Raw genomic sequence first — 22,681 nt, 5'->3', positions numbered from 1 at the left:
ATGAGTGTTTTAAATAACATAATGGATAAGTTCAAGCAATTTGGACCTACCACCTGGAGCATCAGGAATAAGACGTCCATCTACCTGATGATGATTTTTGTGAGCATAATTGGTGTGTACCAATTTGTTACTTTACCCAAGGAGCAATTCCCGGATGTCGTAATTCCCAATATTTATGTGCAAACCATTTATGTAGGTAACTCACCAAAGGACATTGAAAACCTGGTAAGCCGGCCTATAGAAAAACAAATCAAGGGAATAACGGGTGCCAAGGTCAAAAAATTGACCAGTACCTCACAGCAGGATTTTAGTATTATTATAGTAGAGTTTGATGCTGATGTTAAAACGGATATAGCCCTGCAAAAGGTTAAGGATGCAGTGGATAAAGCGAAAAAGGACCTGCCCACTGATCTTACACAGGAGCCTACAGTGATGGAAGTCAGCTTGTCTGAACAACCTATCATGTATGTAAACGTCAGCGGTGAATATGACCTTGTGCGGTTGAAGAAATATGCAGACGAAATACAGGATAAATTAGAGGAGTTGCCCCAGATCAACCGGGTTGACCTGGTCGGAGCGCCTGAACGGGAGTTTCAGATCAATGTTGATAATGCCCGCATGCAGGCATCCAATATTACTTTTGATGATATTGCCAACGCTGTGGCGCGCGAAAACCTTGATATCTCAGGAGGTTTGCTTGAAGTGGGTAATATGAAAAGAAACCTGCAACTCAAGGGCCAGTTCAAGACGAGTTTTGACCTGGAGAAAGTTATAGTCCGCAATACGAGCGGTGCTCCAATCTACCTGAAAGATATCGCCAATATCAGGGATACTATCAAAACCAAGGAGAGTTTTGCCCGCTTGAATGGTAAAAATGTAATCACACTCAATATAATCAAAAGGGCAGGCGAGAACCTGATTGAAACATCCGATGAGGTTAAAAGAATAGTAAATGAATTAAAGGTTACAGAATTTCCCAAAGACCTGAATCTGGTGATCACAGGTGATCAAAGCAAAGCGACTCGGGTTTCTTTTAATGACCTGGTCAATTCCATTGTTATCGGATTTATACTGGTATTGGTCATCCTGATGTTCTTTATGGGTGTACTAAATGCATTTTTTGTGGCGCTTAGTGTGCCCCTGAGTATGTTTGTGGCATTCTGGTTTTTACCTGCTGCTGATATTATTGCCGGATCCCATGTTACCCTAAACTTCATGGTCCTCTTTGCACTTTTATTCGGATTGGGAATCATTGTGGATGATGCAATTGTCGTGATTGAAAATACCCATAGGATCTTTACGGAAGGCAAAGGTAAAATTAGTTCAGAGCGATCTGCTATGATGGCTGCCGGTGAAGTTTTCGTGCCAGTTCTTGCAGGTACCCTAACCACACTTGCTCCGTTTTTTCCCTTGTTATTCTGGCCTGGTATTATTGGGAAATTCATGATTTACCTGCCTACCATGCTGATTTTTACACTTGCAGCCTCATTGGTGGTTGCCTTCATCATGAACCCGGTATTCGCTGTAGACTTCATGAACGCAGAAGAACATACCGAGCATAAGACCGCTATTTTCAGGAAAAAGGGATTGTGGATTGCCCTCGGATTGGGAATTATTTTAACGATCATGGGATCAGGTGCGGATAAGATACCAGGTGTGAGTAATATGTATTATTTCTGGGGCAACCTCCTGTTCTTTTTTGTGATACTTGCCCTGCTGGATACTTTCTTTTTCGCCGATATGATTAATAATTTCCAAAAGAAAGTATTGCCATGGATCATGAGCCACTATGAAAACCTCCTCCGCTGGGCCCTGAAAGGATGGCGCCCGGTTTGGCTATTGGCAGGCATATTTGGATTATTCATTTTCTCTGTGTTCTTTTTTGTAGCCAGGAAAGTCCCGGTAGTTTTCTTTCCAAGCGGTGATCCTAACTTTGTATATGTATACATGAAATTGCCGGTGGGTACAGCTGTTAACTACACTGATTCTGTTACCCAGGTACTGGAGAAAAGAGTTTATAAGGTGCTGGACATGGAGAATGGAAAGCAAAATCCAATTGTTGAATCGATCATTTCGAACGTTGCAGTAGGCGCAAGTGATCCTATGAGCGGTGATAGAAGTACCAGGCCGGAACTGGCGCGTATACAGATCTCATTTGTTGAATTTGAAAAGCGTCATGGTGTTGGTACAAAACCCATATTGGACTCGATCCGCGCTGTAGTAAAAGGAATTCCGGGTGCTGAGCTCAGCGTAACACAGGAACAGAGTGGTCCACCTACTGACCCGCCAGTGAATATTGAAGTATCCAGCGAAGATTTTGATAACCTGATCAAGACGGCTGTAGCACTTAAAAATTACCTAGATTCTATCCAGGTGGCAGGTGTTGAAGAATTAAAAATGGATGTGGACCTGAATAACCCGGAAATATCACTGACCATTAACCGCGAGCGCGCTTTGATTGAAGGCGTCTCTTCTGCCCAGGTTGGCCAGCAGATCAGAACAGCATTGTTTGGTCGTGAAATATCAAAGATTAAGGATGGTGAGGATGAATATAAAATTCAATTAAGGAATAGTGAACTGCAGCGGAATAACCTGGTAGACCTGCTTAATATGAATATAGTATTCCGTGATATGGCAAGTGGCGGCCAGGTAAAGAAAATCCCTATCAGTTCACTGGTAAATATTGATTATACCAGTACGCTTGGAAGTGTGAAAAGGAAGAACCTGAAGCGTGTAATTACATTAAGGTCGAATGTATTAACAGGGTATACACCAACAGAGGTGAACCAGCGAATTACAGATTACATCAGTAGTTTCAATATGAAGGGTGAAGGTGTCAATATCAAACAAACCGGCGAAGGCGAGCAGCAGGCGGAAACAGGTGCATTCCTGATTAAGGCCCTCGGCATAGCCCTGATGCTGATCCTCTTCATCCTGGTGCTGCAATTCAATTCAGTTAGTAAGCCCGTAATTATTTTAACGGAAATTGTCTTTAGTATAATTGGTGTATTACTTGGCTTTGCCCTTACTGGGATGACCGTGAGCGTAGTAATGACCGGAATAGGTATTATCGGCTTGGCAGGTATTGTAGTGAAGAATGGGATCCTGGTGATTGAATTTGCTGATGAATTGCGTTCCAGGGGCCTGAAAACCCGTGAAGCGGTTATACAAGCGGGTAAGACACGTATTATTCCGGTATTGCTTACTGCAATGGCGGCCATCCTGGCTTTGATTCCGCTTGCAGTAGGATTCAATATCAACTTCATTACGCTGTTTGCAGACCTGAACCCACATATTTTCTTCGGTGGTGATAACGCCAGGTTCTGGAAGCCACTGTCCTGGACCATCATCTTTGGTTTGACTTTTGCCTTCTTTATGACCCTGATTATAGTACCGGCGATGTATCTGATTTCTGAGCGGTTAAAAAGGCCAATGCGAAACCAATACGGTGGCAAATGGATCAGCATGCTGGGTATTCCACCGTTAACATTCTTATTTATTCCCCTGATGTTTGTTACCATGTTTAGGCAAATGATTAAAGTATCCAGGCGCAAAAGGAAATTTAATGGTGACGAAACCAGTCGGGCTTATAAGGCATTTACAGGAAGCTGGTTTTAGGAATGACTGATTATTGATATTAAAATATATTTTAACCATGCGAACTAATCACGAAATAGATTACCGCATTTTCGGGGAAGAAATGCAATATGTTGAAGTTGAACTGGATCCCAACGAAACCGCTGTAGGAGAGAGCGGCAGCTTTTTGATGATGGATGATGGAATACAAATGGCCACTATTTTCGGTGACGGATCAAAACAGCAAACAAGCGGGCTACTGGGAAAACTGGTCAGTGCCGGTAAAAGGGTACTTACAGGGGAAAGCCTCTTCATGACAACCTTTACCAATATGGGCCAGGGGAAGAAAAGGGTGAGTTTTGCATCACCTTACCCCGGAAAAATAATACCACTCGACCTATTGCAGTTAGGCGGACGGGTAATTTGCCAGAAAGATGCCTTCCTTTGCGCTGCCAAAGGCGTTAGCATCGGCATTTCCCTCCAGAAAAAACTAGGTACAGGAATTTTTGGTGGTGAAGGATTTATTATGCAAAAACTGGAAGGCGACGGCATGGCATTCGTGCATGCCGGCGGACATGTATTTGCCCGTGAACTACAGGCTGGTGAACTTTTAAAGTTAGACACTGGCTGTGTAGTTGCCTATACACAAACCATTGATTTTGATATTCAATATGTTGGCGGTATCCGCAACACAATTTTTGGTGGCGAGGGCTTGTTCTTTGCAACCTTGCGTGGGCCAGGTACAGTATGGATCCAAACTTTGCCAATCAGCAGGCTGGCCAGCCGGGTGCTGCAATATGGCACAACCACCCGAAAAGAGGAAGGTGGAATCCTTGGCGGTTTAGGCAATATGCTGGATGGAGATGGATGGTAAAATGAAGTATGATTTTTGAAAGAGCTGCTATATATTGGTGGCTCTTTCCTATCTCATCATATTTCTATACCTGTTTTACTTAGATGCCTGCGATTGATGATTAATCATGAGGAAAAACCGAAAGGCCGGGTTTGCAGTCCGGTTTAATCGCTGAATTTTGCTGGTTAAGCGCATTTTTGCCAGCAACAACCTATCGATACGGCCAAATGCTGTAATTTTCTGCCATGACTAGAAACCTGTTAAACAGGAAATGGATGATGGCATTGCTCCAGGTAGTAGCCTGGATGCTCCTCTTTTCCCTGCCATTCATGTTGCGGCCAAGTTCCTCCCCCCAACAAGCCGGTAAACCTGAATCATCCTCTTCCGGGATGTATTATTTTTACATCATCAATAACCTTTTCTGGATAGCATTCTTTTACCTGAATGCCGTGGTTTTAGTTCCCCGCATCCTTTACCGTAAAAAATATGCAGGCTTCGTAATGATGCAGGTCTTTTTATTTGTTGTTTACCTGGGTATTGGCTGGATGAATAATTTGTTGCTCCGGGATCAAAATCATTTTAATTTCAGAAGCCATTTTCTGTTCACTTTTTTTATCTTCCTTTTCATGCTGGCTACCAGTACTGCCATACGCATGGGTATAGACCGGATAAGGGCTGAAAAACTGGCGGATGAAAAAATCAATGAAAACCTTAAAACCGAATTGTCCCTGCTGCGTTCACAGGTTAGTCCGCATTTTATGTTCAATGTTTTGAATAACATGGTGGCGCTGGCCAGGAAAAAATCTGATTTACTTGAACCTTCATTGATTAAGCTGTCTTCCCTGATGCGTTACATGCTTTATGATGTTGATGGCGAAAAGGTATCATTAGAAAAAGAAATTGAATATCTCGAAAGCTATATAGACCTGCAAAAACAACGGATCAGCAAGAATGTAATAATTACTACCGATTTTAAAGAAGCAGACCGGAGCCTTGAAATAGAACCGATGTTACTGATCCCATTTGTGGAAAATGCATTTAAACATGGCACCGGTATTATCGACCAGGCAGCTATTGACATTGAACTGACAACAAAAAATAGCCTTTTACAATTCAGGGTGAAGAACCGTTATCTAGATGAAGACCAGGAACTAAAAGATAAAACTTCCGGTATAGGCCTGGTTAATGTGAGAAGAAGACTGAATCTTTTATATGGAAAGAACCACACTTTGCAGGTAGACAGGGAAGATGGCTGGTTTACCGTATTGCTAACCATTAAATTAACCTGATGCTAAATTGTATCGCCATTGATGATGAGCCATTAGCGCTTGAATTGTTGGAAGACAATATCAGCAAAGTACCTTTTCTAAAATTGGTTGCTGCCTGCGAAAACCCTCTTCAGGCTATGCGCATACTGGAAAAACATCCGGTAGACCTTATATTCCTGGATATTCAGATGCCCGGACTAACCGGTTTACAATTTATCCAGAGCCTTACCATTAAGCCCTTGTTTATTTTAATTACAGCGTATGAAAAATATGCCCTGGAAGGTTACTCACTGGATGTGGTAGATTATCTCGTGAAACCTGTATCCCTGGACCGGTTTATCAAGGCATGTAATAAAGCCCGTGAATTACACGAACTCAGGTCATTAAAACAAGGACCTCCCAGCGAAAATTCTGCAGATTATTTTTTCGTGAATGTAGATTACAGCCTGCTGAAAATCTCATTCAGTGATATTTTGTGGATCGAATCGCTAAAGGATTATGTTAAGATTAATTTGAAAAGTTCGTCGAAGCCCATAATTACAAGGATGAGCATGAAACTGCTGGAGGAAAGCCTGCCTGCTGATAAATTTTTAAGGGTTCACAAATCATTTATTATTTCAAAGGACCAGGTTACGGCAGTTCGTAAGAATAGTTTATTCATAGGCACTATGGAAATTCCGGTTGGAGAAAATTACCGTGATACTATCGCAATCATAACAGGAAAACTTTCTTGATAAGTTTGTTTCCCGGCGTTTATCTATTAAGTCGCATCTTTTTTACCGATCATCTCATTTCTTCCATTATTGCCGTATTGCAGATTAGTTTTGTGGCATAATATTTATTCCATGAAACGTTTATTGTTTATCCTCACTTTCTTATCACTAGTTGCCAGTGTATTCGCGCAAACTGGCACGCCTCCTGCAAAAATGCCTGTTGGTGGCATGGCTCCGGGTGGTATGCCTCCCGGTGGTCCTGGTGGTCCCACCGCACAGGTATATGGTAAGATTGTGGACAGTGATGGAAAGCCTTTAGGTGATGTTTCGGTTTTATTGCTGAAAACCAGCCGTGATACAACCGGTAAGAAAAGTAAAGACATCCTGGTTTCAGGTATAACCACAAAGGCAAATGGGGATTTTAATTTTTCAGATATTGCTTTATCCGGACCAATGAAATTAAAGATTTCATCCCTGGAATATGCTGCAACAGAACATCCGGTTGTGTTTGAAAGAGGTGGCGGTTTATCAAAGGACCTCGGAAATATTAGCCTGAAAAAGGAAATTAAACAATTGGAGAATGTTACTGTGACCGCTAGCAAACCCATTGTCAGGATGGATGGCGAGAAAAAAATATTCAATGTTGATAAAGACCTGGTAAGTGCTGGGGGGACTGCAATTGATGTAATGAAAAACGTACCTTCCGTGCAAGTGGATATTGATGGAAATGTAACCATGCGGAATGCGCAGCCCACATTATTTATTGATGGTCGCCCCACCACACTTACCCTAGACCAGATCCCTGCCAATGCCATTGAATCAATTGAAGTGATTACCAATCCTTCTGCAAAGTATGATGCATCAGGCGGCAATGCGGGCATACTGAATATTGTACTTAAAAAGAATAAAAAATCTGGTTACAATGGTACAGTTCAGGCTGGTGTAGATAAATATGGAGCAGTAACTGGTGGTGGTGATTTAAGCATCCGTCAGCAAAAATTCAATTTTTCAATAAGTGCAAACCTTAACCAGAACAAAGGAAGGGGGAACGGCACCACAGCGCGCGATAATTTCAGCCAGGTGCCGGAAACCAGTATTTTCCAGACCAATACAAACCGCAACAATGGCCAGTTCATGTTTAGCAGGGTTGGATTCGATTATTTTGCCACCAACAGGACAACCATCTCAGTTGGCGCGGTAAAAGTCCATGGTGAATTCAAACCGAATGATTTTATTGCAACTTCAGTTGATTCATTGTATGAAAGCGGAACAACACATGGTTATTATGAAAGGACAACTACAGGTAAAAGGGAATTTAATGGTACCGGGCTTTCAATGGGATTGAAGCAATTGTTCCCTAAAGAAGGGCAGGAACTGACTGCAGATATCAACTACTTCGGAGGAAAGATGACATCCAATTCATTATACCATACAGATTATTTTGCAGCTAAAGAAGGCGCTGTAACAGATTACCAGGAACAAAAACTGGTAAGTGATGGCGGCAATCAGTTCGTTACAGTACAAACTGATTATGTGCAGCCAATAAAAGGAAAGTTGAAAGTGGAAACAGGTCTCAGGGCGCAGCTGAGGTCAACCAAGAGTAATATTGACAATTACCTGTATAATAAGGGAACCGGTGATTTTGACCTGGTAACAGATGCAAGCACAAACTATAAGAATTCAGACAATGTTTATGCGGCATATGTTTCTGTATCTAATACTGTCAGGAATTTCGGTTACCAGCTTGGCTTAAGGGCGGAGAGTTCTTCCTATGAAGGCGAAAAGACCAATACAGGTGAAAAGTTCACCAATCAATTCCCTGTTAGTTTATTCCCTTCTATTTCATTGAACCAGAAATTGAATAAAGACCAGCAATTACAATTCAGTTACAGCCGCAGGATTAACCGTCCCAATTTCTTTCAGCTGATCCCCTTCACGGATTATACGGATCCTCTTAACATCACCCGCGGTAACCCCGACCTGGTTCCTGAATTTACACAGTCTTTGGAATTGTCGTATTCCAAAACCCTGCCACACAATCACACCATCCTCGCTTCAACTTATTATAAATATACCGACAACCTGATCACCCGGTACCAGCAAATTGAATATGATAATGTGCTTAAAAGGGATGTTCTGGTGAATAGTTATATTAATGCGAACAATAGCCGGAGTGTTGGTGTAGAAGTTACTGCTGTAGACCCGATCGCCAAATGGTGGGATATGACTACAAACGTAAACCTGTATAACAGTAAAATCAATACTAATGATTCCACCAAGGCAGCCGAAACAGATGGGATGTGGAGTGTTTTTGCCAAATGGAATAATACCTTCAAACTCCCTAAAAATTTTAATATCCAGCTGAGTGGTACCTTCCAGTCTAAAACCAACCTGCCGGTAAACCAGAACCAGGGCTTCGGACCACCTATGAACCAGGCCCAGAGTGCATCACAAGGCTATATCAAAGCTAACTACGGTATAGATATAGCAATCAAGAAAAGCTTCCTGAAGAACAATGCATTGTCTGCAACACTAAGTTTCAACGATATATTCCGTACCCGGAAAATGGAACAGTATTCTTATAATGAGTATTTTACTCAGGATAATTACCGGGTTCGTGATCCGCAAATGGTACGCTTAAACCTGGCCTATAAATTCGGTAAAATAGATACGTCCCTTTTCAAAAGAAAGAACATGAAGGCTGGCGGGGAAGGTATGCAAATGGAATAATGATTCATTAAATAATGGGAAATGCCAGAGAGTTATGCTTTCTGGCATTTCCCATTTTAATAAAATTTAATTTTCAGTATTGCCTTTCTTTTGCTGACCGGGTGCATATGATTTTGCGGATTTCTCACCATAAATTTTCTTTTCTTGTCCGGGTGGCAGGTTCTGATGATGCGAAGAGGGGGCCACGACTACCATTTTGTTTGTACAGCTGGTCAGGGAAACAGTTATTGCTACCAATGCTGAAAAGAGGTTTCGGATTATCATAGGTTGAATTTGTACAAAATACATAAAATCTGAGCTAAGTTCCTAAAGGTTCCCGGTAGCCTTACCGGTTATAAATTAAAATGGGAAGTGTATCTGGGGCGGTTTGGTGAGAAATGATATGTATGCTCATTGATCTTTTCATAAATGGCATAATTTGGAGAATCAATTGGAAAATATGTTCAATGTGTTTAAACTTGTTTTGTCAATATTGTTTTGCCTTTGTATCCTAACTGCGCCGGCTCAAAAGAAAAATACCGGTACAAATCTGTTAACCTGGAAGGAACAGGCACAGAAAGACATTTCTTCCCAGTACGATACTTATAAGGCAATTGCCCTTAAGATCTGGGATTATGCTGAACTCGGTTATAAGGAACAAAAAAGTTCGGCCTTACTGCAACAATCACTTAAAGATAAAGGCTTTGTCATTGAAGCCGGCGTAGCGGGTATTCCTACCGCATTTGTTGCAACTTATGGCAGCGGGCACCCTGTAATTGGTATCCTGGCAGAGTACGATGCTTTACCCGGCCTTTCACAGGAAGCCATACCCGAAAAAGCGCCCATTGCCGGTCGCAATGCAGGCCATGGCTGCGGGCATCATTTGTTTGGCACTGCATCTGTTGCAGCTGGTATCGAGTTAAAACAACTGATAGACCAAAATAAATGGAAGGGAACAATAAGGGTCTATGGAACACCAGCAGAGGAAGGCGGTTCTGGAAAAGTATATATGGTCCGGGCCGGACTATTCAATGATGTTGATGCTGTAATCCACTGGCATCCGGGCGATAAAAACAACACCACTTATGATGGTGCTTTGGCTAACAAGTCGGCAAAGTTTCGTTTTTATGGAACCTCGGCCCACGCGTCAGCCTCGCCCGAGAAAGGCCGTTCCGCCCTTGATGCTGTTGAGGCAATGGACAATATGGTCAACATGATGCGGGAACACATGCCTTCGGATGCGCGGATACATTATGTAATAACCAATGGTGGCAAAGCCCCAAATGTTGTACCTGATTTTGCAGAAGTATATTATTATGTAAGGCATCCTGACCGTGAAGTAGTTAAGCAATTATTTGAACGCGTAAATAAAGCAGCACAGGGTGCGGCTCTTGGTACAGAAACCCGGTCTGATTATGAAATTATTGGTGGCACTTACGACCTCTTATTAAACAACATACTGGCTAATGCCATGCAACGAAACCTGCAGATGGTTGGCGGCGTTCAGTATACTCTGGCAGAAACTGAATTCGCCCGGAAAATCCAGTCAACCATAGGATATGCTTGTCCGACTGCAGAGAAAGCCGCTGAAGTTAGTCCCTTGGTCAAAGCACCAAATCCGCCGATGGGATCAACCGATGTTGGTGACGTTAGCTGGAATGTTCCAACTGTAGGTTTGTATACTGCGACCTGGGTTCCTGGAACACCGGCGCACAGCTGGCAGGCAGTGGCCTGCGGAGGAACGGAAATTGGTATCAAGGGAATGATGGTTGCGGCGAAAGCAATGGCATTAACAGCAATTGATTTATTCCAGGATGCAGGCCTGGTCCAAAAAGCGAAAGAAGAATTGCAGGAAGCAAGAGGGAAAGAGTTTAAGTATGTACCATTATTGGGTGACCGTCAGCCCGCATTGAATTACCGCGATTAAAAAAGGCACCTGGTGGGTGCCTTTTATGATTGATTCGGTAATCTGGTTAGTTGTCTTGTTTTGGCTCTTGTGGCCTTGGTGGCCTGTTACCCTGGGGTGGCCTGTTACCCTGGGGCCGGTTACCTTGCGGTGGTCGATTTCCCTGGGGCGGCCTATCACCCTGCGGCGGACGATTTCCCTGGGGGGGCCTGGTACCCTGCGGCGGACGGGGTGAGCGGGAAGGCTGAGATGCAGCAGGCCCACCTGGCTTTTGGGCTTGCTGTGGTGCAGTTGCCTTCTGGATACCCGGTCGCCCTTTTTGTTGCTGCTGCTGTTGCTTTCGACGACGATCATTTTTCTCAAGGCTCCTTAAACTAATCTGTCCCACTACATCAACAAATTCCGGCTCCAGTTCCTTCGATTTTGAACCTGTGAGATCAACTGCTTCAAGTTCATCCGGTATAACACCCTGGGCATTCAGCGACTGAATATTCCGCACCCGTTCAATAGTAAGCGGATATTGTTTATTGCTATCCGGCAAAACATACCACATCAGGTTTTTGAAAATATCTTTTTTGATCAGGGTAGCAGTTCCCCTGGATATTTTAATGTTGTCGGCACGGTCGGGAAAACCCTGCAGGGCATCGAGGTAAGTGTCCAATTCATAATTCAGGCAACACTTCAAACGGCCACACTGGCCACTGAGCTTGGTTTGATTAATGCTTAGGTTCTGGTAACGGGCTGCAGTGGTATTTACACTCTTAAAATCCGTTAACCAGGTACTGCAGCAAAGTTCCCGGCCGCAACTTCCTATACCACCAACTTTTGCAGCTTCCTGCCTGGCACCAATCTGCCGCATTTCCACTTTTACCTTGAATTCGCCGGCATAGATCTTTATCAGTTCCCTGAAATCAACACGGTCATCTGCGATATAGTAAAATGTTGCTTTGCGGCCATCGGCCTGGATTTCCACCTCACTCACTTTCATATCCAGTTTCAACTGGCGTGCAATTGCTCTTGCCCTGATCAGGGCTTCAGCTTCACGGGCTTTATTTAAACGTAATAATTCCAGGTCACGGTCATTAGCACGACGTAAAATCTTCTTCATCTCCGGATCGAACTCATTCGCCCCACGCTTTTTCAACTGGAGCCGCACAATTTCGCCGGTAAGGTTGATCTCTCCAACATCAACGCCGCTGATTCCTTCTACTGTAACCTGTTCCCCTTTTTCATAATTTTGAAGGGCGTTATTCCTGAAAAAATCTTTTCGACTGCCACCATTAAAAGAAATTTCTACCACTTTACAAGCTGATTCCGTATCCGCAAAGGGCAGATTTTGCAACCAATCGTAAGCATTCATCCGGTTGCAACCGCCAGAGGAACATCCTCCATTGCTTTTGCACCCGTTTGGTGTTCCTGTTCCACAACTACTGCATCCCATATATTATTAATAAAATGAATGTGAATTAATTAGATTCTACAAATATAGGCGAAAACTACCACGGCTTTACCCTCGACTTCTCCGTCAGGATATGGAATAGCTTAATACTCAGGGCATGAAACAAGATTTTCGCATTAGCATTTCTTTCAATATAATATGCTGCCTTGTCTAACTCCTCCACTATTGCCTCCTGTTGGGCGAGGTCCGACATTTTGTTAATACGAAGTATGAAGTCTTTTTCGCTTAGAGGCAAACTATTGGCCCATTCGCTTTCGGTTCCCAAAATATTCAGTCTGACGCTTTGCTCCAGCAGGTGGTTAAAATAACGGAGGAATTGCTTTTGTTTTTCCCGGCCCTGTTTACTTAATTCTTCGATCCATTTTACCAGCGAAACCGGGCCGTTTTTCAAAATTGCATTGAGCCATTCGCGCACCATATATTGCCAGTCTTCACCGGCATGGTTCAATTGTTGCAGGGCCTCCCTGTAATTTCCTTCACTAATGGCAGCCAGTTGTTGCGCCTGGTCTGGGGTAATGCCGGCCTTTTGTACAAGTTGTGCACTTATTTCATTGTTGGTCAATGCCGGAATTTTCACCAGCTGGCAACGCGATAAAATAGTTGGCAAGATCTGCGATTCATTTTCAGCAACCAACAGGAAAATAGTATTTGGCGGAGGTTCTTCGATCAACTTCAGCAACTTATTGCCCTCTTTGCCCAGGAATTCTGGCATCCACATAACCAGCACTTTATACTTACTTTCGAATGTCTTGAGGCTTAGTTTCCGAAGAATATCAGAACATTCATCCGCTGTAATATTACCTTGTTTATTCTCAGCATTAATTGATTGTAACCAGTCAAAAACATTTCCGTAAGGATAGTTTTTGACAAACTCGCGCCATTCTGAAATATAGCCTGTGCTAATTGGTTTATCTCCTGACTTCCTTGGAATAACCGGGTAAGAATAATGTATGTCAGGATGAACGAGTGCTGCAGCTTTAGTGCAGGCAGCGCAAGCCCCGCAGCTATCATTAACACTTCCTGTAACCGTTGCCGGTAATGCCTCCCCAAATAATGAAACAGCAGGTTCAGTTGCCTTACCCTGGACTTTTTCGCAAACTATATATTGTGAAAATGCCAGGGCAAGGGGCAAGGCTCCGCTTCCCTCCTTTCCCAGAAATAAAAGCGCATGGCTCAGCCTGTTGTGCTGAACCATGTCTGTTAACTGATGTTTAACTTCAGATTGCCCGATTACAGAAGCGAATTGCATACCGCGAAGATAACGATTACCGATTCCCTATTCCCAACCCGGCTTAGTTCAGGTATTTGGTAATCTCTTCGCTCATCGGCGTCACTTTGCTGGGGAATACGGCAATTAATTTACCATTTTCATCTACCAGAAATTTGGTGAAATTCCATTTGATAGGATCTGTTTCACCCAATTTTCCAGCTTCTTCGGTGAGGTATTTAAATAATGGATGGATATCATCTCCCTTTACGGAGACCTTTTCAGACATTGGGAAAGTAACCCCATAATTTTTCTTGCAGAAAGTCTGGATTTCACTATTCGTGCCTTTTTCCTGCTCGCCAAAATTATTGGCCGGGAAACCAACCACCACCAATTTTCCCTTATACTTTTCATAAAGGGCTTCCAGGTCAGCATATTGAGGGGTATATCCACAAGCGGATGCTGTGTTCACTATCAGGATTTTTTTCCCTTTAAACTGTCCAAGGTTAAATGCCTTACCGTCAAGGCTTGTTAATTTAAAATCATAAATGCCGGTGGCTGCCATAACTATCATAGCTACAATTAATGTCTTTAACATAATAATTCGATTTACAGGTAATCTAACAAATATCCTAAACTATTGTTTTTCGTAGGCACCAAAATCCGGAATTTCCCGGATTCGGGGGTTGCCGTCCAGATCAACCACCAAATTAGTGGTTAGCCCTTTATCTATGGCTGGTGAACTGCTTTTTAAGTGAAAATTATATTTTCCCTGTTCGCCACCGGTTTCTTCAAATTCCGGATCAATATCATTATAGGTATTTTCTGTGTCGATATTCGGGGAAACTTCATTTTCCCGCCATAAGCCATATGTAAATATGACCGAATACGCATTGCTTCCTTCTTTCAAAGCCACTACTTCATTGTTTACCATAGCGCCATCACCCCAGCAGATCGTATTGGTAAACCTGGCGGATAGTGCTGCCGTTTGTACAACATTATTATTACTTATGGCATCTGTAATAAAAACTACCGGTTCAGTATGTGAAAAATATTGGTTACTAAAGCTGGCAATTGTGCAATGAGTGAAACTATAATCACCGCCATAAATTAACCGGATATTTTTTCCGCAGTTACTGACCAGGCAGTTGTTGACTTCGGCTGAACTGTTAATCGCAAGTAAACCTGCGTCCCATATATTGTCTATAATACATTGCTCAAGCAATAATTTTTTTCCGGGATTGTTTTGCTGCCCTTCCGTAATAATTCCCTGGTATGCATTCTTGATTATCGTATAGGCGAAACTGTTATCATGGCTGGGCTCGCGTAAGTAAATTCCAGGCCAGCCTGACGGGAGATTTTTATAAGGTTTATCGAGCCTGTCCCCGGAAAAAACAATACGGTCCCTGGCTGCTGTGTCACCGTTAACCTGTATGGATCCGTCTATAAGAATTGGTGCATTTGCATGGCAGTAAACCCTGGTTCCTTTAGCAATTTGAAGGATTGCATCTTTTTCAACGTGAAGTTCACCAAGTATTACATAGGGTAGTTCACTGGTCCAGATATGCTTGCCTGAAAGACTGGCATTTTTAATATAGCGGGCGTTTTGCCCCCATGCTGACAGCTTTATTTTTTTTTGATTGGCATTCCATACTATTATAATGCTGTCTTCCACAATGAATGGCAGGTGGGATGAATTTTGTGGTACCCTGGTATTTACAAAAACGTGGATGCTGTCATTGGCGCTTATTTCAATGTTTTGAACAACAGGACCGGATTCGCCATTTACATTAATCCTGAAAATGGAGGTATCACCACCTGCCAGCCGGATGGATGCCAGTTTTATTTTTTGGTTGTTCTGGTTATATATCCTGATGCTTTGGGTTATCGAAACTTCCTGGGTAAATACCGTATCGAAATAAAGGCTGTCGGAGCTTGTGCCAATCCGGGCTTCCTGGCTGTTGGTCAGGTGCTCTTTAGAGCATGCGCCAAAGAGGAAAAGCAAGGGAAGGACAAAAAAATAAAAAATGCGCAACATGTTTTCAAAAGTAGGGGGAATTGCTTAACCGGCCTCAATGCTTAACCGTATAAGCAAAGCAAAGGATACTTAGTTTTAATCCCGGCACCTTCAGTAAAATTTCTCCCATAGCTTCCAGGGTTGCTCCGGTCGTAATAACATCATCAACCAGCAACACATGCTTGTTGATCAGCAGGTTTGGATCAGCAATAGCGAATACTCCCTGCATATTTTCCCACCGTTCAGCCCGGTGCTGTTTGGTTTGTGACCGGGTTGCCGATTTACGGACCAGCGCATGGTGCAGGGTGGGGATATTCAATTTATCAGAAATGCCATCGCATAAAAGGGCGGCTTGGTTATAACCCCTTTCCTGTTCCCTTTTCCGGTGAAGGGGCATAGGCAGGAGCAGATCGACGTTTGCACACCAACCGGAATTAGCCAGTTGATTACCCATCCATTCCCCAATTTGAAGGGCAGCGTCCTTGCGGAAATGGTATTTTATCTGGTGAAGGGCAGATTGAACCCTGCTTTTCTTGGTAAAAAAGCAGCAGGCGGCTGCCCGGGAAACCGGTAACCTTCCCCAGAAAACCTGCTCCACCGCGTTGCCAGGTTCGGATAAATAACCGGTAATGGGTAATTTTGAAAGGCATTGGGCACAGATGCCGGCTGATTCGGGTAATGCTGGCGAATTGCAGCCAGCACAATTGTGGGGGAAAAACAAGGCCGAAAAAGCCTTAAAACAGTACCTGAAAGAAGGAAAAAACATGCTGAAAAATAGGCCGCAGATTTTTGATTGACAAGCGTCAATTCACCGTATTAAAAAAGCAGGCGATATACATCTTCAACGCGACTAACCGGTATAATTTCGATTTGTGCATTTATCTTGGACAATCCCTTCTGGTTGTAACGGCTGATGATCATTTTTTCGAACCCCAATTTTTCCGCTTCAGCAATTCTTTGTTCGATCCGGTTCACTGACCTGATCTCTCCACTAAGTCCGATTTCACCTGCAAAACAAATGGAAGGTGCAATCGGTGTGTCATCATATGAACTTAAAAGTGCACATAGAACTGATAGGTCAATTGCAGGATCTTCAACTTTTAATCCGCCTGCTATATTCAGGAAAACATCTTTTGAGCCAAATTGAAATCCGCCTCTTTTTTCCAAAACTGCCAACAGTAGTTGTAGCCTGCGCAAATCAAAACCACTTACTGTTCTTTGCGGGGTACCATAAACAGATGGAGTAACCAATGCCTGAACTTCTATCAGGAACGGCCGCATTCCTTCTATCGTTGCAGCGATGGCAATACCGCTTAAGTGTTCCTCTTTCTGAGAAAGGAGCAGGTCACTGGGATTGAGTACACCTTTCATGCCTTCTGCACTCATTTCGTAGATGCCCAATTCAGCAGTGCTGCCAAAACGGTTTTTAAGGGTTCTCAGGATTCTGAAGGTAAAATGCCGGTCACCCTCAAACTGCAAAACCGTGTCCACCATATGTTCCAGGATCTTTGGACCAGCAATTGCACCCTCTTTCGTAATATGCCCGATAAGGAAAACAGGGGTATTGGATTCTTTTGCAAAGCGTTGCAATTCTGCTGCGCATTCTCTTATTTGTGAAACACTTCCAGGTGAAGATTCTATTTGTGATGTATGTAAGGTTTGGATGGAATCTATTATAACAAGTTGGGGCCTCAGTTTTTTTATTTCCTGAAAAATGATTTGGGTACTGGTTTCGGTTAGCAGAAAAAAATTCCCACTCTGGCATGGAAGTCTTTCAGCACGCATCCTGATTTGCTGTTCACTTTCTTCACCACTTACATACAATACTTTTAAATTTTGAAGTTGTAAACCTATTTGTAGGAACAAAGTTGATTTTCCAATTCCGGGTTCTCCTGCTACCAGAATAATACTGCCGGTTACAATACCGCCACCTAACACCCTGTTCAATTCTATATCCGGAGTAACAATTCTATTTTCTTCTGTAACAGAAATATCCTGTAAACGTGTAACACCAGATTTTGATCGATGGTTATCCTGTTTCCAGGGAGTGGCATTTTGTTTAGTCTCTGGTTGCTTGATCTCTTCAACAAAACTATTCCATTCCTGGCAAGCCGGACATTTTCCTAACCATTTTGCACTTTCATATCCGCATTGCTGACAGAAAAAAGATGACTTCATTTTGCTCATGACCAAATCGTAAAAAGGGAAAAAAAGAAGGATTAAATCGGGAGTTCCGTAAAAGTAAAAAGGCCAGCATTCCTGCTGACCCTTTACTTACTAACCCATTAAATTCTTGCACTAAATTACGAATTAGGGGCACATTTCAAAATAATTTTTTGCTCCTGTGAATAACTTTTACCCACCACCGCTTCCGTATTAAAGCACCTGAAGAGTAGGTGTAAGTTGTTGTATATCAATAATATATGCGTGATTAAAAATTTCTCAAAAATGACGTTCGCCGCTAAATTGGCAGGTAAAAAGTATCGATTTTAAGGAGTCTGACAAAACGGCTGTCCGGCTAGGGAAAGGGCAGGCAGAAAATGGCAGGATAGGGAATTGGTCATAGCTTTGATGGATCATAATACTATTAGAATCTGACTATATATGACACCTTCAATTATGTTTGTATCGCTCATTTTTGTGGGACTTAGTATGCTGGTCTCTCTGGCTTTGAAGAGCAGGATCAAAAAATATAGCCAAACTCCCATGCAATCGGGCATGTCTGGAAAGGAGATTGCCGAGCGTATGTTACGGGAAAATGGCATTTATGATGTTCAGGTGGTTCCTGCCCAGGGTTTTTTAAGTGACCACTATAATCCTCTTACCAAAACAGTTAGCCTGAGTACTGATATCTTTGAGGGCAGGAATGTAGCTGCAGCCGCAATAGCTGCCCATGAATGCGGCCATGCTGTTCAGCATGCTACAGGTTATCCATGGTTAAATATGCGTAGTAAACTGGTTCCTGCCGTTCAATTCAGTTCAACAATTGTTCAGTGGATCCTTTTAGCTGGTATTTTTACCATTAACCGGTTTCCTGGCCTGCTGTTGGGCGGAATTATCCTTTTTGCGGTAACTACCTTGTTTTCGCTGATAACCCTGCCGGTAGAGTTTGATGCCAGTAACCGGGCCCTGGCCTGGCTGGAACGCACCAAAATAACCACCATTGAAGAGCAGCCCATGGCAAAAGATGCCCTGAAATGGGCAGCTCTTACTTATGTTGTGGCTGCTGTGGCTTCTATAGTAACCCTCTTTCAGTACATATTGATTTACCAGGGAAGAAACCGTAATTAAATTTATAACCAAAATGATATTGGTTTGTCCGGCTTTTTGCCGGACTTTTTTTCCTGTATAAGTGATACCTGTCAGGCACTTATGAAGAAATGGAGTTGAATAAAGCAGAGGCACTGATTAATACTGGTAAAATAGACGAATGCCTGGCTTTCAAGGGGTTAACCATATTGCCATGTATGCCGCTGGGGTATAAATAAATTATCAGAAGGCGGTGGAAGAAGTTATGCAATAGTCCTTTCGGCAAAAGGTGATGTTAATGCCAATGTAAAAAATGAGTAGTGATCCGGTCGTAAATCATAAATAGTAAGGTTTTTTCTCATATGCATCTTTAATCCTGGTATTCTAACCTGGTTTTTCTTTTGTAGTCAGACAGCAAATTTTTAGATTAAATTGTCTTTTCGATAAGTGTTTCACTTCTATTTAACAGATATTGTAAAAAAATATATGTATTTCTTTGGAAATTACCATAACTTTTTTAAAATAGACCTGTTATAAAGTTTAACTATCCTTTAACCGCCAATACCTTTGGCACAAACTAACAGATGTATATGGCTGCATTTAAGAAATTGACTGGCCTGTTATGGAGCTTATTGCTTCTGACCACATTATCGGTTCAGGCACAAACCCGGGAAATATCCGGTAGAATTACAGACCAAAAGGATGGTCTTCCCCTTGCTGGTGTAACTGTAACTGTAAAAGGTACAAGTGTTTCAACTGCTACCGGTGCTGATGGAACCTTCAGCCTTAAAATTCCCTCAGGAGCTAAAACTCTCGTAATTTCCTCAGTAGGGTATGCCCAGCAGGAAGTGGCTGTATACGACAATATTTCAGTTAGTCTTACAGTAGGTGAAAGTGCGCTTTCTGAAGTAGTGGTGGTAGGTTATGGTACTAAAATTAAGCGTGATATTACAGGTTCTGTTGCCAAAGTTGGCGCAAAAGAACTTGGCAATACACCTGCTACCAGCTTTGAAAGTGCCCTCCAGGGTCGTGCTGCAGGTGTTCAGGTAGAACAACAAAATGGTAAACTCGGACAGGGAATTAAAGTCAGGATCAGGGGAGCATCTTCTGTATCTGCAGGAAATGAACCTTTGTATGTTGTAGATGGTGTTCCTGTAACAACCACAGACCTTTCAAGTAACGGAGCCCAGACCAGTCCTCTGGCTGATTTAAATACAAATGATATAGAGTCAATAGAAGTACTGAAAGATGCGTCATCAGCAGCTATTTATGGGTCCCAGGCATCAAATGGTGTTGTATTGATTACCACAAAAAGGGGTAAGGCAGGCAAATCAAAAATTGATTTCGGCTTTTTCTCTGGTGTCCAGGAACCAACCCACTTGAGGAGTTTTATGAATGCCCAGCAATTTGTTGATTATTCCCGGCAGGCGGCTGTAGGTGCTGGTAAATATGAGTACAGGCTTGGCTACTGGAATACAGAACAGGAAGGAATTGACTGGTGGACAAACTATGTTGAAAGCAGGTTAAAAAGGTATTCTGCCGGCAATGATGATTATAAGACCTATAAGGTTAATACCGATTGGCAGAAAGAAGCTTTTCAACCTGCGCCAATAACGCAATATGACCTGAGCCTTTCTGGTGGTAATGAAAAAACCACCTTCTATATGGCCGGCCAATACCTTGATCAAACTGGTATTGCCAAAAACAATAGTTTAAAAAGGTATAATGGCAGGTTGAATATTGACCACAAATTAAATAACTGGCTTTCAGCAGGTATGAACATGGCATTTTCCCGAACCTTAAACTTCAGGGTGTCTAATGATAACGCCTTCTCAACTCCTTTACAGAGTGTTGCCCTTTCTCCAATTACCCCGCTGATTGATCCGCGTACCGGTTTGATAAGTGGGGAATTAGATCCCGAGACCGGTGTTCCCAACACAAATTACCCGGTCTATTATAACCCTATGCTGAGTGTAAAAGGAGCATACTATAATACATTTGTTAACCGGATTCTGGGTAACGTATATGGACAGGCGCAAATTATGAAAGGCCTGTCTTTCCGCACAGAATTTGGTATGGACCAGCTGAACCAGACCGAAGAAGCCTATTACGGACCCATTACTGTAAGGAATACGCAGTATCCGCGTGGTGGCGGATTTACCTCAGCTGACCAGATACTGAATTATAATACCAATAACTTTTTCCGGTATTTCACGAAGATCAAGGAAGATCACGATATTGATGTGGTAGCGGGTATGAGTTACCAGGACCAGAATCATTTTAGCCAGGGTGCTACCGCAGAATCCTTTCCTTCTTCTGCATATAAAAAATTAACCAGTGCCGGTACGAAAACTGATGCAACGTCAACTGAAACAGAATTTTCTTTCCTTTCTTATTTCAGCAGGTTGAACTACAAGTTTAAGAATCGTTACCTGCTTGCCCTAAGCGGCCGATACGATGCATCATCCCGTTTTGGACCGAATAGCCGCTGGGGCTTTTTCCCCGCTGCATCTGCGGGCTGGATTTTGTCGGAAGAAAAGTTCCTTGCAGATTCAAAATGGTTAAGCTTTCTTAAAGTAAAAGCCAGTTATGGACTTACAGGTAATGCTGGAATCGGAAACTATCCCTGGCAGGGTTTGTGGACCGGCGACGGCGCATATGCAAGTATCCCGGGCCAGCGTCCTTCCCAATTGTCAAACCCCGATTTAAAATGGGAAACTACTGCCAGTGCTGATTTTGGTGTGGAGTTTGGCATTATTAAAAACAGGGTGACAGCAGAAGTGGATTACTATTTCAGGGATACCAAAGACCTGCTGCTTGCTGTGGAAGTTCCTGGGACCAGTGGTTTTAGCTCACAAATCCGGAACCTCGGAAAATTAAATAATAAGGGTTTCGAGTTTTCTATCAACTCAGAAAATATTGTGACCAAAAATTTCCGCTGGACGACCAATCTTAACTTCGCGATGAACAAAAACACAATTACCGATTTGAAAGGCCAGGAGCTTGGTATAGGTAATGTAAACCGGGCAAGGGAAGGGCAGCCCTTAGGTGTATTTGTGGCACGTGAATTTGCTGGTGCTGATCCTGCAACCGGGGATGCGATATGGTATAAAAATACTAAAGACGCTTCAGGCAAAATTGACCGCACCCCAACAAGTGATTACAATGAGGCTGCAGATGTTGTAATTGGTAACCCCAATCCTGATTTCATCTACGGTATGCGGAACAATTTTAATTATAAAGGACTTGAACTGGATGTGTTCATCCAGGGTGTCCATGGAAATAAAATTTATGATGGTGGTGGACAATACATGTCAGCCTCCGGAAGTAATGGATTTGATAACCAAACAACAGATCAGTTGAATGCATGGAAAAATCCTGGAGATAAAACAATGGTTCCAGAAGCCAGGACATTTCAGGCTAATGGTACGGATCCTTCCAGCAGGTGGTTATATGATGGCTCTTATTTGAGGATTAAACAACTGACATTGGGCTATAACCTGCCTAAAAATGTTCTTGCAAAAATTAAACTGGAAAGGGCCAAAGTTTATGTAAGAGGACAAAACTTATTCACTTTCACGAATTATAAAGGATGGGATCCTGAAGTGAATGCCGATTACCAGGCTTCAAATATCAATCAGGGTGTTGATTTTTATTCAGTCCCTCAATTGCGGACCATAATTTTCGGCGTCAGCATCGGATTATAATTTGAACTACTAAAACA

The 22,681-nt window shown here is 42.7% G+C and carries 15 protein-coding genes; 8 read left to right on the top strand and 7 right to left on the bottom strand.

Translation table 11 applies throughout. The annotated features are described in order from the left end of the window. The 5 genes from LAQ65_RS16210 (at window position 1) to LAQ65_RS16190 (ending at window position 9,140) form a co-directional block, all read left to right on the top strand. Window positions 1–3,618, top strand: coding sequence for an efflux RND transporter permease subunit (locus LAQ65_RS16210; RefSeq protein ID WP_224118042.1), 3,618 nt, complete (start codon window positions 1–3; stop codon window positions 3,616–3,618). Window positions 3,619–3,655: 37 nt separating this feature from the next. Continuing rightward, a complete protein-coding gene (locus LAQ65_RS16205; RefSeq protein WP_224118041.1) occupies window positions 3,656–4,450 on the top strand; it encodes a TIGR00266 family protein in 795 nt (264 codons plus the stop codon). Window positions 4,451–4,674: 224 nt separating this feature from the next. Further along, complete coding sequence (locus LAQ65_RS16200) at window positions 4,675–5,718, top strand: sensor histidine kinase (RefSeq protein ID WP_224118040.1); 1,044 nt, start codon at window positions 4,675–4,677, stop codon at window positions 5,716–5,718. Beyond that, on the top strand, window positions 5,718–6,431 hold the full coding sequence (locus LAQ65_RS16195; RefSeq protein ID WP_224118039.1) for a LytR/AlgR family response regulator transcription factor: 714 nt from the start codon (window positions 5,718–5,720) through the stop codon (window positions 6,429–6,431). The genes LAQ65_RS16200 and LAQ65_RS16195 overlap by 1 nt, the downstream gene beginning before the upstream one ends. A 111-nt stretch (window positions 6,432–6,542) precedes the next feature. Further along, complete coding sequence (locus LAQ65_RS16190; RefSeq protein ID WP_224118038.1) at window positions 6,543–9,140, top strand: TonB-dependent receptor; 2,598 nt, start codon at window positions 6,543–6,545, stop codon at window positions 9,138–9,140. Window positions 9,141–9,206: 66 nt separating this feature from the next. On the opposite strand, the gene LAQ65_RS16185 is transcribed toward LAQ65_RS16190, so the two are convergent. Then, window positions 9,207–9,404 carry a hypothetical protein gene (locus LAQ65_RS16185; protein ID WP_224118037.1) on the bottom strand — a complete coding sequence of 66 codons (198 nt, stop codon included), beginning with the start codon at window positions 9,402–9,404 and terminating at the stop codon, window positions 9,207–9,209. 175 nt (window positions 9,405–9,579) lie between these two features. Here LAQ65_RS16185 and LAQ65_RS16180 point away from each other — a divergent pair, with 175 nt between their 5' ends. Beyond that, window positions 9,580–11,046, top strand: coding sequence for an amidohydrolase (locus LAQ65_RS16180; RefSeq protein WP_224118036.1), 1,467 nt, complete (start codon window positions 9,580–9,582; stop codon window positions 11,044–11,046). Window positions 11,047–11,092: 46 nt separating this feature from the next. Here LAQ65_RS16180 and ricT read toward each other — a convergent pair whose 3' ends face one another. The 6 genes from ricT to radA are packed head-to-tail and all read right to left on the bottom strand — an operon-like array spanning window position 11,093 to window position 17,895. After that, window positions 11,093–12,466 carry a regulatory iron-sulfur-containing complex subunit RicT gene (gene ricT, locus LAQ65_RS16175; protein WP_224118035.1) on the bottom strand — a complete coding sequence of 458 codons (1,374 nt, stop codon included), beginning with the start codon at window positions 12,464–12,466 and terminating at the stop codon, window positions 11,093–11,095. A gap of 55 nt (window positions 12,467–12,521) precedes the next feature. Continuing rightward, a complete protein-coding gene (locus LAQ65_RS16170; RefSeq protein ID WP_224118034.1) occupies window positions 12,522–13,733 on the bottom strand; it encodes a DNA polymerase III subunit in 1,212 nt (403 codons plus the stop codon). A 43-nt stretch (window positions 13,734–13,776) separates the two neighbouring features. Then, on the bottom strand, window positions 13,777–14,289 hold the full coding sequence (locus LAQ65_RS16165; protein WP_224118033.1) for a glutathione peroxidase: 513 nt from the start codon (window positions 14,287–14,289) through the stop codon (window positions 13,777–13,779). A 39-nt stretch (window positions 14,290–14,328) separates the two neighbouring features. Continuing rightward, a complete protein-coding gene (locus LAQ65_RS16160; protein WP_224118032.1) occupies window positions 14,329–15,729 on the bottom strand; it encodes a choice-of-anchor Q domain-containing protein in 1,401 nt (466 codons plus the stop codon). A gap of 34 nt (window positions 15,730–15,763) precedes the next feature. Beyond that, window positions 15,764–16,474: a ComF family protein gene (locus LAQ65_RS16155; protein WP_224118031.1), complete on the bottom strand. Its 711-nt coding sequence runs from the start codon at window positions 16,472–16,474 to the stop codon at window positions 15,764–15,766. A gap of 50 nt (window positions 16,475–16,524) precedes the next feature. Continuing rightward, window positions 16,525–17,895, bottom strand: a complete 1,371-nt coding sequence (gene radA / locus LAQ65_RS16150) for a DNA repair protein RadA (protein ID WP_224118030.1) — start codon at window positions 17,893–17,895, stop codon at window positions 16,525–16,527. A 417-nt stretch (window positions 17,896–18,312) separates the two neighbouring features. On the opposite strand from radA, the gene LAQ65_RS16145 reads away from it, so the two are divergent. Both LAQ65_RS16145 and LAQ65_RS16140 read left to right on the top strand, forming a co-directional pair. Beyond that, window positions 18,313–18,999 carry a zinc metallopeptidase gene (locus LAQ65_RS16145; protein WP_224118029.1) on the top strand — a complete coding sequence of 229 codons (687 nt, stop codon included), beginning with the start codon at window positions 18,313–18,315 and terminating at the stop codon, window positions 18,997–18,999. Window positions 19,000–19,547: 548 nt separating this feature from the next. Then, entirely contained in the window at window positions 19,548–22,664 is a 3,117-nt protein-coding gene (locus LAQ65_RS16140; RefSeq protein WP_224118028.1) for a SusC/RagA family TonB-linked outer membrane protein, read from the top strand. The last annotated feature ends 17 nt before the right edge of the window (window positions 22,665–22,681 follow it).

Origin of the sequence: Flavihumibacter profundi (assembly GCF_020076305.1) — a bacterium.
Taxonomy (GTDB): Bacteria; Bacteroidota; Bacteroidia; order Chitinophagales; family Chitinophagaceae; genus Flavihumibacter; species Flavihumibacter profundi.
Note: the sequence above shows the minus strand (reverse complement) of the source record. Positions and strands in the feature narration are given on the sequence as shown.